Genomic DNA, 13,862 nt, shown 5'->3' with positions numbered 1-13,862 from the left:
GGGCAGTAGCGTCCCCGGCATGCTTCTCGAACCCCTCCCGCACTCCCCCGACCACGCCCTCCCGGGCCCCCTCCTCACCGAACTCACCGCGCTCTACGCCTCCAACCGCGCGTACCTCGCCCTGAGCGGGGACCTCCCCGACCCGGACGACGTCCGGCCGGAACAGGTGGCGGCGGCACTGGCCGAGGAGTTGGCGCAGCCGAGCGCCGAGGTGCTGCTCGCCCGCAGCGAGGGCCGGCTCGTCGGCCTGGCCGTCATCCTGGCCCGGCACCCCGATCCGGCCGACCCCGACCCGTGGATCGGCCTGCTGATGGTGGACGCGGGCCTGCACGGCAAGGGCCACGGACGGCGGCTCGCCTCCCTCGTGGAGGACCGCTTCCGCGCCGGGGGCCGCACTGCCGTACGCCTCGCCGTCCTCGACAACAACTCCGGCGCCCTCGCCTTCTGGACCGCCCTCGGCTACGGGATCGTGGACCGCCGTACGGACCGGGAACAGGCCCGCCCCTGCACGGTGCTGCGCAAACGGCTCACCCCGCCCGCCGACCACCCCGACGAGGTCTGAACCCGCCATGGACTGGACCCCCTTGGCCGCCACCGCCCTCGGCGCGGCTCCAGCACGCCGAGGCGGTCTGGGCGGCGCGTGCGGCGATGCGCCGGGATCTGGGCACGCCCGCCTGACCGGCCGTCACGGACGTTCCGGCTTGCCCTCCCCGTACAGCCAGTCCGCCCACAGGGGCCCGAAGTCGTGCTCGGGCGCCTGCTGTTCGACGTACGCGGTGAAGTCCTCGGTGTCCGCGTTGCCGTGCCGGTGCTCGGCCGTCCAGCCCCGCACCAGCTCGCCGAAGGCCGCGTCGCCGACGGCCTGGCGGATCTTGTGGACGACCATCGCGCCCCGCTCGTAGACCGGCCGGTCGGAGATGTGCTCGGCGCCGGGCGGTTCGGCGGGCGGGAAGGCCCACAGATCGGCGTCGTCACTCGCGTACAGCCCTCGGAACGTCGTCTCCGCGCTGTCACCGCCGTGCTGCTCCTCCCACAGCCACTCCGCGTAGGTGGCGAAGCCCTCGTTGAGCCACATGTCCTGCCAGCTCTTCGGCGTCACCGAGTTGCCGAACCACTGGTGGGCCAGCTCGTGGACGAGCAGCAAGGTGTCGGGGGCGCCCGGGAAGACGGGGCGGTTCTGGGTCTCCAGGGCGTAGTCGGTGGCGTCGGCCGGGGCGATGATCACGCCGGTGGAGGAGAAGGGGTAGGGGCCGAAGCTCTTCTCCGCCCAGTCCAGCACGCCGGGCAGTTCGGACATGGCCTGCCGCCCGGACTCCCCGCGGGCGACGGCCGAGTGCGCGGGCATGTCCCCGGCCGTGGCGCGACGGACGTCATAGGCGCCGATGGCGAGCGTGGCCAGGTAGCTCGCCATGGGTTCGGCGGTGCGCCAGTGGTACGTCGTACGGCCGTGGCCGGTCCGTTCGCCGGTCAGCTCCCCGTTGGAGACCGCCGCGACGCCCTTCGGGACGGTGATCGAGAGTGTGTAGGAGGCCTTGTCGGAGGGGTGGTGGTTGCCGGGGAACCAGGTCATCGAGCCGTTCGGCTCGCCGAGCGCGAGGGCGCCCGCGCCGCCGTGGGTGCGCAGCCAGCCCTCCTCGGAGCCGTCCGGGTCGGTGATCGTCCTCGGCGTACCGGAGTAGCGGATCCGCACCGCGAAGGTCTCCCCGTCGTCGAGGACGCCGGCCGGGCGGACGATCAGCTCCTGTCCCGCCCGCTCCCACCCCGCCTCCTCCCCCTCGACGGTGACGTCGTCGACCGTGAGCCCCGCGAGGTCCAGGTGGAAGGAGGACAGGTCCTGGGTGGCGCGGGCGGTGAGGGTGGCCGTACCGGTGAGCCGGCGGGTCTCCGGGGCGTAGCGCAGGTCCAGGGCGTAGTGGCTCACGTCGTAGCCACCGTTCCCGGCCTTCGGGAAGTACGGGTCGCCCACCCCGGGCGCACCGGGGGAACCCTGGCCGCCACCTCCGCAGGACGCCAGCGCGAGCAGGGCGGGAACCAGGCACAGCCGTACGAACCGGGACACGTCCGTGATCCTACGAGGGCCGTGACACCATCACCTACGTGCTCGACATCGGCTACGCCCTCTCCAACCGCTTCCCTGACCCGCCGCAGACCGACTACCGCCGCGCGGACGTCCACGCCCTGCGCCACGACCTGTTCTGCGGTGACGTCTATCTCGCGGACACCAAGGAGGACCGGGAGCTGTCCACAGCCTGGGGATGGGTGCCGGTGCTGGACTTCGCCTGGGCGCTGTGCGACATCGTGGAGCGCATCGACCAGGACCCGGCGGGCTCCCGCGCGTCCCGCCCGCAGTACGCGGAACTGGACTTCACCGAGTCCACCGACCGGATGCTCTTCGAGCGCCGCTTCGGCTGGGTCGACGTCGAGGCGGACTGGATGCCGGCCGAGGAGCCCCCGCTGACCTTCTCGCACACCGAACTCCGCCGCGAGGCCCGCGACTTCCTGCACGACCTGATCGCCGACCTGTGCGACCTGCACGAGGACCTGGCGGAGAACCCGGCGATCTGGACCCTCCAGGCGCGGTTTCCACGAGTGCCCTGACCCCCGACCTGCGACCCGCGGGTGTTTTCCGCCGTGGACCTCAGTCCTCCACCCTGATCCCCAGCGCCCCCGCCAGCACCGGTGCCAGATCCAGCAGTTGCCCCGTGCCGATCACCGCCCCCGCGAGCCGGTCCACGCCCCGCGCGATGTCCAGGGCCGCCGCCTCTCTCAGGTCGACGTCGGTGAGCGTGGCCCCGGTCAGGTCGGCCCCCTTGAGCACACAGCCCGGAAAGGCGACCCGCTCCAGGGTGGCGCCGCCGAAGTCCGGCTCCACCAGGACGCAGTTCTCGAAGACGACGTCCCTGAGACGGGCCCCGCGCAGATTCAGGTAGTCGATCTTGCCGCCGCGGACCAGGACCCGTTCCAGGGCGGCACCGTGCAGCTGGACCCCGCCGAGCCGGGCGTCGTGCAGTTCCACGTCCCTCAGGGTCGCCTCGGACAGATCCGTACCGACACCGCGCGGCGCGCTCAGCACCGAGTCCAGGAAGCGGGCGTGACCGAGCCCCGCCCCGTCGAGCACGCACCCCTTCAGCGCGCAGTCCATGAAGCGCGCCCCGCTCCCGTCCTGCCCGCCGAGATCCGCCTCCCGGAACTCCAGACCGTCGTAGTCGCCGTCCGGCTCCAGCTCCCCGCCCTCGAACTCCGCCAGCCCCGGCAACCGCACCTCCGGCCGCCGAGCCGCCTTCACCCTCGTACGGCCATCGCCACCGCCATCGCCACCGCCACCGCTGCCCCTGCCCGCACGCACCATGCCCCCATGCTGCACCGCCCCACTGACAAAGCCCCTGCCAAAGCCGCTGACCTGCGAAGACACGGCCGATGTCACATTTCGAGGCGGTCGCCTCGTCGTATAGGCAGAACGGCCACCGAGCAGAGGGAGACCCCTAATGCACCGCATCACCGTCGTGGGCGGCGGCTTCGCCGGACTCACCGCGGCCATCACCGCCGCCGAGGCGGGCGCCCACGTGACCGTGTACGAGGCCCACCACACCCTGGGCGGACGGGCGCGGACCGCCGAGGGGCCGTACCGGACCAACGAGGGACCCCATGCCCTCTACAACGGCGGACCCCACTGGGCCTGGCTCAAGCAGCGCGATCTCATCGGCCCGCTCGCCCAGCTCCCGCCCCTGGAGGCGGCCCGGCTGCGGCTGCGGCACAAGGGCTCCCTGCGCCGCACCCCGCCCTTCGGGATGCTCAAGCTGCTGCGCCGCGGTCTGCCGCAGGCGCCGGTCGACGTGGACTTCCTGACCTGGGCGACCGGTATCGCGGGCGAGGAGGGCGCGCGGGCCGCGGCCCACTACTCCGCCGTGGCCCTCTTCCACCACGACCCGGGCGCACTGTCCGCCGCGTTCGTGCAGGAGCGACTGCGCCGCGCCACGAAGCTGCCCCCGGAGGCGCACTACCCGCGCGGCGGCTGGGGCAGCGTGATCGGGCGGATGGCCGACCACGCCTGGAACCTCGGCGTACGGATGGAGACCCTGTCCCGCGTCGACACCCTGCCCACCGACACCCCGGTGGTCGTCGCCACCTCGCTGGACTCGGCGCGGCGGCTGCTGAAGGACGACAGCCTGACCTGGACGAGCGGCCGTACGGCGCTGATCGACCTGGCGGTACACACCCGGCGCGGGGACGCCTTCGCGGTGTCCGACCTGGACCGGGCGGGGTGGATCGAACGGTTCACGGCGCAGGACAGGACCCTCGCCCCGGCCGGTGAGTCCCTGATCCAGGGGCAGATCCCGATCGGCCCCGGCGAGTCGAAGGCGGACGGCATCGCCCGCGCGGAGGAACTGCTCGACCTCGCCTTCGAGGGCTGGCGGGACCGGGTCACCTGGCGGCGGGAGGCGCTCGCGGGCGGCCGTACCGGCGCGGTGGACCTGCCCGGCACGAGCTGGCGGGACCGCCCGGCGATCGACCGCGGGGACGGCGTGTACCTGGCGGGCGACCAGGTGGCGGCGCCCGGGGTGCTGTCGGAGGTGTCCTTCAACAGCGCCCTGACCGCGGTGTCGCTGGCGCTGGGCGAGAAGGCCCTTGACCTCAAGCATGCTTGAGGTTGAAAAGTAGCCCCCGGAAGCGAAAACAACGACCGCGAACCACTCCTCTGGGGGACCTCATGCACGCCATCCGCCTGCACGCGTTCGGCCCTGCCGAGAACCTCACGTACGAGGAGGTGGAGGACCCCGTTCCCGGCCCCGGCCAGGTCCGGGTCGCCGTCCGGGCGGCCGGGGTCCACCTCCTCGACACCGCGCTGCGCGAGGGCCGGCAGGGCCCCGCCCCGGCCCCGACGCAGTTGCCGACGATCCCGGGCCGGGAGATCGCGGGCGTGGTCGAGTCACTGGGCGAGGGCGTGTCCGGCATCTGGCTCGGCAGGCGCGTGGTGGCCCACATCGGCTTCGCGCCCGGCGGGTACGCGGAACTCGCCGTCACCGAGGTCGAACGGCTGCACGAGATCCCGGAGAACCTGGACTTCGCCGAGGCGGTCGCCATGATCGGCACGGGGCGTACGGCGATGGGGATCCTCCAGTTCGCCGAGCTGGGCCCCGACTCCGTGGCCGTGATCCCCGCGGCGGCGGGCGGCATCGGCACCCTGCTCGTCCAGTACGCCAAGAACGCCGGCGCCACCGTCATCGGGCTGGCCGGCGGTCCGGAGAAGGTCGCCCGCGTCCAGGCCAACGGCGCGGACCTCGCCGTCGACTACAAGGAGCCCGACTGGCCGGAGAAGGTCCGCGCCTGGCTGGGCGGCCGCACGGCCACGGTCGTCTTCGACGGCGTCGGCGGCGACGCGGCCCGCCACGCCGTCTCCCTTCTCGGCCCGGGCGGCAAGCACGTCGTCTTCGGCTGGTCGGCGGAGGGCATCCAGGGAGGCGAGCCGTACGTGGTGGAGGGCGTCTCGGAACAGGTCCTGGGCCCGGCGATGATGCAGAAGGCCGGCGGCCCCAACCCTGTCCGCACCCTGGAACTCCGGGCCCTGACAGAAGCCGCAGCAGGCCACCTGAAACCCGCAGTCCAGCGCTACCCCCTGCCCCAGGCCCCCAAGGCCCACCACGCCTTGGAAACGAGGGGGACGGTGGGAAAGGTGGTACTGGAGCCGTAAGCCATATCTACGTAGCTGCGGGCAGTCGTGCCGCTGGGGCGGCACGGGTGGGCGGGGGTCCCCCTCTGGGGGAGGCACCCCGCAAGCGCGGGCGAGCGCACCCGCCCCCACCGCAACCCACAGCCCCGCCTACCCCACTACCGCCCAGCCACCCAATCCGCCACCCGAGCCAGCGGCGAGGACACCGCCGCCCCCGTCACCGCCTCCCGCCGATCCGCAGCCCGATACACCGCGTACATCCCCCGCACCCCGATCCACCGCAACGGCTCCGGCTCCCACTTCCGCACCTCGTGCCCCACCCAAGGCAACTCCGTCAGCTCGGTCCGCCCACCCTGCCCGGAGTCCACCTGCACAAGATCCCGCAAGGTACGCGCCGCCAGATTCGCCGTAGCCACACCGGACCCCACATACCCCCCGGCCCAGCCCAGCCCGGTCGACCGATCCAGCGTCACCGTCGCGCACCAGTCCCGAGGCACCCCCAGCACCCCCGACCAGGCATGCGCCACCCGCACCCCCGCCAACTGCGGGAAGAACGCGAGCAGAATCTCCCGCAGCGCCGCGACCGTAGCCTCCTGCGTCCGCCCGTCGTTGTCCGTCGCCGACCCGAAGCGGTACGGCACCCCGCGCCCGCCCAGCGCGATCCGCCCGTCCGCGGTCCGCTGGGCGTACATATAGGCGTGCGCCATGTCCCCGAGCGTCTCCCGTCCGTCCCACCCGACGGACTCCCACTGCTCGTCGCTCAGCGGCTCGGTGACGATCATCGAGGAGTTCATAGGCAGCCACGTCCGCCGCTCACCCTTCAACGCCGCCGTGAACCCCTCCGTGCACCGCAGCACATAGGGCGCCCGCACCGTCCCGTACGGCGTCACCGCGTGCTTGGGCCGGATCTCAGTGACGGGCGTCTGCTCGTGAATGACCACGCCCAGCGCCTCGACCGCCGCCGCCAGCCCCTTCACCAGCTTCACCGGGTGCACCCGCGCCCCGTGCGGCGTCCAGGAGGCCCCCACCGCGTCCGCGATCCGGATCCGCTCGGCGGTCTCCCGGGCCCCGTACAGTTCCCGGTCCTTCTCCCCGAACGCGGCCTCGGCCTCGTGGAAGGCCTTCAACCGGGCCAACTGCGCGGGCGTACGCGCGACTTCGAGCACCCCGCCCTTGTGCACGTCCGCCTCGATGCCCTCCGCCGCCGCGACGGCGACGACCTCGTCGACGGTGTCGTTCATGGCCCGCTGCAACCGGACCGCGGCCTCCTGGCCGTGCAGCTTCGCGTACCGGTCGCGGCCCGCGATGCCGTTGTACAGCCAGCCGCCGTTGCGCCCGGAGGCGCCGTAGCCGCAGAACTTCTGCTCAAGGACGGTAATACGCAGGAAGGGCGCCGCCTTCTTCAGGTAGTACGCCGTCCACAGTCCCGTGTATCCGCCGCCGACGATCACCACGTCGGCCGAGGCGTCCCCGGGCAGCGGCTCCCGCACCGCAGGGAGACCGTCGTCCGCGTACCAGTAGGAGATGCCGCCGTTCACGACATCACTGACCGAGCTGCTCATGGCCGGGACGTTAACCCGCCCCGCCGACCGCTGTCTCCTTCGGATTCCGTCGATATCGCGTGGTGAGAGCCCCAGCGCCCCGGCTACCGTCACCCTGTGACCGACCCCCCGGCAGATCCGGCCGACCGCGCCGACCTCGCCCAGCGCGCCGAGACTTTCCTCCGGACGTGGGACCTCCGCCGTGACGGCCCGCCCATGAGCGGCCGGTGTGCCCTGGTCCTCCCCGTCCGCCGCGCGGACGGCACCCCCGCGGTGCTGAAGCTCCAGGACGTCGACGACGAAACGGTCGGCGAACCGCTCGCCCTGCGCACCTGGAACGGCGACGGCGCCGTACGCCTCCTGGCCGAAGCGGAGGACGGCACCGGCACCCTCCTCCTCGAACGCCTCGACCCCACCCGCACCCTGCACCACCTCCCCGACACCCGACAGGCCACCCTCGTCGTGGCCGGTCTCCTGGCCCACCTCACCGCCACCCCCGCCCCACCAGCCCTGCGCCGCCTGGCCGACCTCGCCCCCCGCCTCCTCGACGAGGCCGCGACCCTCCTCCCCCGGCTCGACGACCCCACCCTCCTGAAGAACTGCGCCGCAGCCGTCCGTGAGGTCGTGGCCGACCCGGGCGACCGCCTCCTGCACTGGGACCTGCACTTCGAGAACGTCCTGGCCGCCGACCGCGCCCCCTGGCTGGCCATCGACCCCAAACCCCTGGCGGGCGACCCCGGCTTCGAACTCTTCCCCGCCCTGTGGAATCGCTTCGACGCCGACGAGGTCCGGTGGCGCTTCGACGCGATGACGGACGTGATGGGCCTCGACCGGGACCGGGCCCGCGCCTGGACCCTGGCCCGGGTCCTGGGAGGCTCGCTGTGGCGGATCGAGGACGGCCACCCGCCCCTGCCCGAGCACCTGGAAATCGCGGCGCGGCTCCTCGCCCGCAGCGGTTAGCCTCCCCGCATGATCCGCACCGCGACCCCCGCCGACATCCCCGTCATCCACGCCCTCGTCCGGGAGCTGGCCGAGTACGAGAAGGCCCTGGAGGAGGCGAAGGCCACCGAGGAGCAGTTGCGCGAGGCGCTCTTCGGTGAGCGTCCCGCCGCCTACGCCCATCTCGCCGTCGACGACACCACCGGCGCACCGGTCGGCTTCGCGCTGTGGTTCCTGAACTTCTCCACCTGGCGCGGCGTCCACGGCATCTACCTGGAGGACCTCTACGTCCGCCCCACCGCCCGCGGCGCCGGCCACGGCAAGGCCCTGCTCACCGAGTTGGCCCGGATCTGCGTGGAGCGCGGCTACCAGCGCCTGGAGTGGTCCGTGCTGAACTGGAACACCCCGTCCATCGCGTTCTACGAGTCGCTGGGCGCCCGCCCGCAGGACGAGTGGACGGTGTACCGGCTCACCGACGAGGCGCTGGTCGAGCTGGGCAGCTGAGCAGGGACCGCGCCACGTCCAGGGGGTCGGCGGCGCCGCCGCGTTCGGTGTGCACGGCCATCACCAGCTCGGGCCGGGCGAGCAGGGCCTCGCCCGCCGGGTCCCCGGCGGCGCGGGCGGCGAGTCCGAGGCCGACCCAGCTCTCCGGGTCGCCGTCCCCGCGCACGATCCGCTCCCGGCACAGCCCGAGCGCGGTCTTCGCATCCCCCGTGACCAGGGCGACGTCCTCGGGCCTGGCGCCCTCCACGGTGGCGCCGGGGTCCGCGCGCAGGGCGTCGAAGCCCGCCGGGTCGGCCAGCAGCCAGCGCAGCAGCACCGCCCGGGTGTCGAAGCCGCGCGCCGGGGTGCCGGGGACGAGTTCCGGCTCGCCGGTCTCCCCCGGCCGTCCCTCCGCGTGTGCGCGTACCACCCGCGGGTCGGGGCGCAGGTGATACGCACGCCAGGTCGCCCGGTGATCCGCCACGGCCAGCTCCGCGGCGGTCCGGGCGGGTTCCGCCACCGGTTCCGCGAGCCACGGCGCGAGCCGCCCCTGAAGTTCGGCCACGAGCCGCCGCCCCAGATCGGTCAGCCCCTCGGGGTCACCGATCCCGCGCAGGGCGTACGCCGTCTGCTCCCGCCACAGCGCGAACTCGAAGCGCCCGAGCGGGTGTTGGCGCCGCCGCCAGAACCCGGTGACCCCGAAGAAGGCGTACACGCCCTGCAACAGCCCGCCGAGCGGCCTCGGGTCGTCCCGCCAGGGCGCGTAGTGCAGCCTTCGGGAGCCGCTCTGGTCCTCGTAGAGCGTGAACAGGTGCATGAAGGCGCTGAGTTTGTTGTGCTGGAACTCGTGCACCAGTGTCGAGGCGAGTTGTTCGCCGTCGTCCGGGAGGGAGGCGAGGGCCGCGCCGAAGGCGTCCCCGGAGGAGGCGCTGTGCGGCCGGAACCGCTCGGCGCGCGGCCGGGGTACGAGGGTGACCAGTCCGTCGGCGAGCGCGCGGGCCGCGTCCTCGTCGAGACCGCGCAGGATGTCCCAGGCCTCGGTGAACAGCTCCTGCCAGTCCTCGGCGGCGACCGGCTCGGTGCGGGTGGGGGTGCGCAGGGTGCGGTAGGGGTCGGTGTCGTCCAGGAGCAGCCCGCACCCGTCTGCGCGCAGCCGGGCCAGCGGATGCCAGTCGGGCCCGTCGAGCGCCCGCCCGCCGACCTCGACCCGCCCGGCGCAGGCGGACACCTCCACGGTCTCCTGCCCGGCGGCGACCCGCATGGCCCCGAGGGCGGGCAGTACGGCCCATCCCTCGCGTACGGGGATGCCGATCCAAAAGTCCAGCCCGGCGCGGATCGCCGCGCTCGCCGCGACGGCGTGCAGATAGCCGGTGTCGGGAGGGGTGTCCCCGGCGACGGAACCGCGCAGCCGCCGCAGGGTGTGCGCCGCCCACACACCGACCGCCGGATAGGCGAGCAGTTCCTCGAAGGCGGCCCCGTCCGCGGCACGGGCCCGCATCAGCAGCCGCCAGGCGTCCTCGGGGACTTCGTCGGAGGCGTCCAGCAGGGCCCGTACGACCAGCAGCCGCCAGCTGCGCTCACTGGCCCGCAGTCCGGCGACGGCGGCGGGATCGCCCCCGCCGCCGAGCAGTTGGTCGAAGGCCTCGGCCGGAAGGACGTGCGCCCCGCTCACGCTTCGTCGCGCTGCGGGTTGTAGCCGCCGAGGCTGCCCGCCGGGTCGTCGATGCGGCTGAGCAGCCGCCGCATGGAGCCGTCCGCGGAAGGAAGCGGATGGGAGGGCCAGGCGTCCAGCGGAACACCGCTGAGGTCAATCAGCTCGGACTCGACTCCGGACTTGTCCATGACCCCGTCCATTTCTGCTATTTCAGGTGTTTTACGGGTTTTCCAGCGGCGACCCTAGTGCATCGCCGCACCCCTCACAGGCACCTCACAGATTCACGCCCCGGAATTAAGCCCGGTCGAGTGAAAAGTGGGCGTACGGGTAGAGACCGGGTCGTGAGGGAACTCGGGGAATCGGTCGAGGAGTTGCACGGCGGACCGGACCCTGCGCGGGTGACGGAGGTGTGGGCACCGTCGGACTCCGGCGAGCGCCGGGGCTCGGGCTACCGGGTGGGCGAGCGGTACGTCCTCACGGCCGCGCATCCGGTGCGCGGCGCCCTCCACGCGGGCGTGCTGGACGGCGGTACGCGCCGGGCGGCACGGGTGCTGTTCTGCTCCGAGGCCGCCGGTGCCGCCCTGCTGGAGCTGCTGGAGCCGTCCGGGGAGGCGCCGCTGCCGGTCTACGGGACCGTCCCGGAGACGGACGCCGGTGTGCCGTTCACGACGGCGGGGTTCCCGCTGGCCGCCCCCGGCGCGGTCGTTCGCGCGGGACGGCTCCGCCCGCGCCGCACCGCCCTCGAACTCACCGTCTCCCCACCCGCCGCGACCCACTCCCCCTGGGAGGGCATGTCCGGCGCCGCGGTCTGGTGCGAGGGCGCGCTGGTCGGTCTGGTCGGCGGCCAGGAGCGGGTCTCGGACCCGTCCCGCCTGACCGCGGCCCGCGCCGACCGCTGGCACGACCTGCTGACCGGCCCCCAACTGGCCCTGCTGCACGAACACGCCGGATTCCCGGCCACCCCCGCCGGTCTGACCCGCCCGGCCCCGTCCCCGCCGACGGCCACGGGCCCCACCGGCCTGGCCCGCCTCCCCGCCAACCTCCCGCCCCGCGAACTCGACGGCCTGGTCACCGCCCTGACCGCCATCCCCTCCGTCAGCGACCGCAACAGCCTGACCCTGATCCTGGAAGGCGTCGATCCGGTGGTCGCCGCCATGAGCCCCCGCTCCCCCGCCCTGCGCCCGGACATCTTCGGAATCGTGCGCACCTGCCTGCGTTATCCGGGGACCTTGGACCAACTCCTGGACGCGATACGGTTGGTGGAGGGCGAATCCGTCGGGGTCGCCCGAATGGACCAGGAGGCGGTGGAGTTGTCCCGGCGCCATTGCTGACCTGATATCGCGGCGCGGCACGGGTGCGGTGTTTCATCCCCTGAAGGGCGGGCCATCTATCAGGGGGATGTGAGCAACCCGCCTTGCAACGACAGCCGGGGGGAAGGGGTTTGGGCGTCATGGAGCCGTCTGTGGCCGCCGTCGAGTCCAACCTAGTCGATCTCGCGGGGGTGTCTCTTGAAACGCTGCGCTCCATGGACGGTCGGGTTCTCGCCGGTTCCCTGGAAGAGCTGCGGCAGCGCATCGACCTCGCGCAGGCGAGCGTCAGCGACTTCAACCCCAGCGCGGAGCGGTTCGACTGAGGGGGCCGGGGCCGCCCATGCGTGCTGAGCACACGCTCCCCCATCACCGTCTGCCGTCGTCCGGCCTGGAGGAACTGAGCTGCGGCGAGGGCGGTCCGGCCACCGTCGACCTGCTGCTCGCGGCCGAACGCAGCAGACGGCTGCTGCTGTTACGGATGCTCGACGACGCCACCGATCTCGGCCCCGCCTGGGACCTGCTGAGCGCGGCACAACTGCGCGCACCGGACGTCGTCGACGAGCTGCTGATGTATCCGCAGACCGGGATGTGGCTGGCCACGGCGCTGCGCCGACTGCGCGGCAGCCTCCCGCAGGACGAGCCACCGCTGTCGGTGGTGCTGGGCCACCTCTCCTGTCTGGCCGCCGTCGCCGCGCTGCGCGCGGAGCTGGACTTCGCCATCGAGGTCCCGGTGCGGCACGGTCGGGTGCCCCTGCCGACCCTGGGCTGCGCCGAACTCCCCACGACAGAGCCGTGGTCCACGGCGACGCTACGCGCGCAGGCGGGCCGTACGACCCTCACGGCACCGGGTGCCACGGTCACCGTGCCGAGCCCGCCGGACACCCCGGCACCGGGCTGGCGCCCCCTGCGGCTGCTGTCGCTGGGCCCCGCGACCCACCGCCTCACCCTGGCCCTGGACGACATCGACCCGTACCGGACCTACCCCACGCCCACCGAGCCGGACCCGCTCTCCGAGGAGGCGGCCGAGCAGTGGCGGCGGTTGCTGGAGCGGGCCTGGACGGTCCTGCTGGACGAACAGCCTCGTACCGCCGAGGCGATGCGCCGGGGGCTGTTGTCACTGACCCCGGGCCCGGCGAGGGAAAGGTTTCGGCCACGCAGTGTGACCGCGGGGGACGCCTTCGGCGGTATCGAGTCCTCGGAGCCGGACGACGCGGTGCAACTGGCGGTGACCCTGGTGCACGAGTTCCAGCACACCAAGCTGGGCGGCCTGCTGCACCTGACGCCGCTGCTGACCGAGGAGACCTCCGAGACACCCGAACTCTGGTACGCCCCCTGGCGGGACGACCCACGCCCGCTGGACGGCCTGCTGCAGGGCATCTACGCCTTCGTCGGCATCGCCCGCTTCTGGCGCACCCACCGCCTGGCATCCGGTGCCGCGACACCCACCGCCCACTTCGAGTTCGCCCTGTGGCGGACCCACGTCACCACGGCCCTGCGCCAGGTGCACCGCCACGAACGCCTCACCCCCGTCGGCGCCCAGCTCCTGGACCGCCTGTACGCCCTGTGCACCCGCTGGCTGGACGAACCGGTGCCCGAGACCCCGCTGGCCCTGGCCCGCGCCTGCGCCGCCGACCACACCACCCGCTGGCGCGCCCACCATCTGCGCCCGCCGCGCGGGGCCGTGGAGGAGGCGGCCCGGGCCTGGCTGGCGAACACCCCGGCCCCGCCCCGCTCCCTCGCGGCACCCCCCGACGTGGTCACCGACGACTCGGCCCGCTGGCTGGACACCCTGGCGGTCCTGACCCGCCACCGGCTCTCGGGCGAGGACCCGGAGAAGGCGGCAGTGACCGGGGCGACCCCGGCGGACGTGCTCCTGGCGTCCGGCGAGGCGGAGGCGGCACAGGCGGCCTACCTCACCCACCTGTCGACCACCCCGGACCACCCCACGGCCTGGTCGGGCCTGTCCCACTGCCTCGCCCAGACCCGGACGGCCCCCACGGCGGCCCACTTCCTGCGTCACCACCCGGAACGGGCACGAGCGGTCCACACCGCGATAGCCGAGGCGACGGGAACCCCACCGGACCCCATAGCCCTGGCGACGTGGCTGGCGAACTAGGAGCCCAGCTCCGCAGCTGCGGGCAGTCGAAGCCGCTGTACCCGCCTAGCTGCGGGCAGTCGAAGCCGCTGTACCCGCCTAGCTGCGGGCAGTCGTGCCGCAGGGCGGCACGGGTGGGCGCGGCGGCACCCGCAAGCGCGGGCAAGCGAAA

At 73.3% G+C, this 13,862-nt stretch carries 14 protein-coding genes; 9 read left to right on the top strand and 5 right to left on the bottom strand.

Going from position 1 to position 13,862, the window contains the following annotated elements:
• Positions 1 to 19: 19 nt before the first annotated feature.
• Positions 20 to 562: a GNAT family N-acetyltransferase gene (locus tag GA0115233_RS19655; RefSeq protein ID WP_093721560.1), complete on the top strand. Its 543-nt coding sequence runs from the start codon at positions 20 to 22 to the stop codon at positions 560 to 562.
• 123 nt (positions 563 to 685) lie between these two features.
• Here the strand turns inward: GA0115233_RS19655 and GA0115233_RS19650 are convergent, their stop codons facing one another.
• Positions 686 to 2,059, bottom strand: a complete 1,374-nt coding sequence (locus tag GA0115233_RS19650) for a M1 family metallopeptidase (RefSeq protein WP_093721559.1) — start codon at positions 2,057 to 2,059, stop codon at positions 686 to 688.
• Positions 2,060 to 2,097: 38 nt separating this feature from the next.
• Between GA0115233_RS19650 and GA0115233_RS19645 the strand changes: the two genes are divergently transcribed.
• On the top strand, positions 2,098 to 2,598 hold the full coding sequence (locus GA0115233_RS19645; RefSeq protein ID WP_093721558.1) for a hypothetical protein: 501 nt from the start codon (positions 2,098 to 2,100) through the stop codon (positions 2,596 to 2,598).
• 40 nt (positions 2,599 to 2,638) lie between these two features.
• Here the strand turns inward: GA0115233_RS19645 and GA0115233_RS19640 are convergent, their stop codons facing one another.
• Complete coding sequence (locus GA0115233_RS19640) at positions 2,639 to 3,349, bottom strand: pentapeptide repeat-containing protein (RefSeq protein ID WP_093721557.1); 711 nt, start codon at positions 3,347 to 3,349, stop codon at positions 2,639 to 2,641.
• Between the two features lie 136 nt (positions 3,350 to 3,485).
• Between GA0115233_RS19640 and GA0115233_RS19635 the strand changes: the two genes are divergently transcribed.
• Entirely contained in the window at positions 3,486 to 4,646 is a 1,161-nt protein-coding gene (locus GA0115233_RS19635) for an NAD(P)-binding protein (protein WP_093721556.1), read from the top strand.
• 62 nt (positions 4,647 to 4,708) lie between these two features.
• Positions 4,709 to 5,689 carry a zinc-binding dehydrogenase gene (locus GA0115233_RS19630; RefSeq protein ID WP_093721555.1) on the top strand — a complete coding sequence of 327 codons (981 nt, stop codon included), beginning with the start codon at positions 4,709 to 4,711 and terminating at the stop codon, positions 5,687 to 5,689.
• A 137-nt stretch (positions 5,690 to 5,826) separates the two neighbouring features.
• Here the strand turns inward: GA0115233_RS19630 and GA0115233_RS19625 are convergent, their stop codons facing one another.
• Entirely contained in the window at positions 5,827 to 7,230 is a 1,404-nt protein-coding gene (locus tag GA0115233_RS19625) for an NAD(P)/FAD-dependent oxidoreductase (protein WP_176711868.1), read from the bottom strand.
• Between the two features lie 96 nt (positions 7,231 to 7,326).
• Here GA0115233_RS19625 and GA0115233_RS19620 point away from each other — a divergent pair, with 96 nt between their 5' ends.
• Entirely contained in the window at positions 7,327 to 8,169 is an 843-nt protein-coding gene (locus GA0115233_RS19620) for an aminoglycoside phosphotransferase family protein (RefSeq protein ID WP_250742415.1), read from the top strand.
• A 9-nt stretch (positions 8,170 to 8,178) separates the two neighbouring features.
• Positions 8,179 to 8,652 carry a GNAT family N-acetyltransferase gene (locus GA0115233_RS19615; protein WP_093721554.1) on the top strand — a complete coding sequence of 158 codons (474 nt, stop codon included), beginning with the start codon at positions 8,179 to 8,181 and terminating at the stop codon, positions 8,650 to 8,652.
• Here GA0115233_RS19615 and GA0115233_RS19610 read toward each other — a convergent pair.
• Together GA0115233_RS19610 and GA0115233_RS41105 are read right to left on the bottom strand one after the other, a co-directional pair.
• Positions 8,618 to 10,303, bottom strand: coding sequence for an HEXXH motif domain-containing protein (locus tag GA0115233_RS19610; RefSeq protein ID WP_093721553.1), 1,686 nt, complete (start codon positions 10,301 to 10,303; stop codon positions 8,618 to 8,620). The genes GA0115233_RS19615 and GA0115233_RS19610 overlap by 35 nt on opposite strands.
• Positions 10,300 to 10,473, bottom strand: coding sequence for a hypothetical protein (locus GA0115233_RS41105; RefSeq protein ID WP_176711867.1), 174 nt, complete (start codon positions 10,471 to 10,473; stop codon positions 10,300 to 10,302). Before GA0115233_RS41105 ends, GA0115233_RS19610 begins: the two co-directional genes overlap by 4 nt.
• Before the next feature lie 153 nt (positions 10,474 to 10,626).
• On the opposite strand from GA0115233_RS41105, the gene GA0115233_RS19605 reads away from it, so the two are divergent.
• The 3 genes from GA0115233_RS19605 (at position 10,627) to GA0115233_RS19595 (ending at position 13,711) form a co-directional block, all read left to right on the top strand.
• Positions 10,627 to 11,616 (top strand): effector-associated domain 2-containing protein, encoded by a 990-nt coding sequence (locus GA0115233_RS19605; RefSeq protein ID WP_176711866.1) that lies wholly within the window; start codon positions 10,627 to 10,629, stop codon positions 11,614 to 11,616.
• A 119-nt stretch (positions 11,617 to 11,735) separates the two neighbouring features.
• A complete protein-coding gene (locus tag GA0115233_RS19600) occupies positions 11,736 to 11,918 on the top strand; it encodes a hypothetical protein (protein ID WP_141689542.1) in 183 nt (60 codons plus the stop codon).
• A gap of 17 nt (positions 11,919 to 11,935) precedes the next feature.
• The gene (locus GA0115233_RS19595) at positions 11,936 to 13,711 is read left to right on the top strand and encodes an HEXXH motif domain-containing protein (protein WP_093721550.1); all 1,776 of its coding nucleotides are present in this window, start codon (positions 11,936 to 11,938) and stop codon (positions 13,709 to 13,711) included.
• Positions 13,712 to 13,862 lie beyond the last annotated feature (151 nt).

The sequence above is a fragment of the Streptomyces sp. DI166 genome, assembly GCF_900091315.1.
In the GTDB taxonomy this organism is placed as follows: Bacteria; Actinomycetota; Actinomycetes; order Streptomycetales; family Streptomycetaceae; genus Streptomyces; species Streptomyces fuscus.
The sequence above is the reverse complement of the archived record's forward strand: the minus strand, read 5'-3'. Positions and strand labels throughout refer to the sequence as shown.

What these genes read in the sequence shown, in the direction of transcription:
- GA0115233_RS19655 (WP_093721560.1), top strand. Translation starts at nt 20, where the DNA reads ATGCTTCTCGAACCCCTCCCGCACTCCCCCGACCACGCCCTCCCGGGC.
- GA0115233_RS19640 (WP_093721557.1), bottom strand. Translation starts at nt 3,349, where the DNA reads ATGGTGCGTGCGGGCAGGGGCAGCGGTGGCGGTGGCGATGGCGGTGGC.
- GA0115233_RS19635 (WP_093721556.1), top strand. Translation starts at nt 3,486, where the DNA reads ATGCACCGCATCACCGTCGTGGGCGGCGGCTTCGCCGGACTCACCGCG.
- GA0115233_RS19630 (WP_093721555.1), top strand. Translation starts at nt 4,709, where the DNA reads ATGCACGCCATCCGCCTGCACGCGTTCGGCCCTGCCGAGAACCTCACG.
- GA0115233_RS19625 (WP_176711868.1), bottom strand. Translation starts at nt 7,230, where the DNA reads ATGAGCAGCTCGGTCAGTGATGTCGTGAACGGCGGCATCTCCTACTGG.
- GA0115233_RS19615 (WP_093721554.1), top strand. Translation starts at nt 8,179, where the DNA reads ATGATCCGCACCGCGACCCCCGCCGACATCCCCGTCATCCACGCCCTC.
- GA0115233_RS41105 (WP_176711867.1), bottom strand. Translation starts at nt 10,473, where the DNA reads ATGGACAAGTCCGGAGTCGAGTCCGAGCTGATTGACCTCAGCGGTGTT.
- GA0115233_RS19600 (WP_141689542.1), top strand. Translation starts at nt 11,736, where the DNA reads ATGGAGCCGTCTGTGGCCGCCGTCGAGTCCAACCTAGTCGATCTCGCG.
- GA0115233_RS19595 (WP_093721550.1), top strand. Translation starts at nt 11,936, where the DNA reads ATGCGTGCTGAGCACACGCTCCCCCATCACCGTCTGCCGTCGTCCGGC.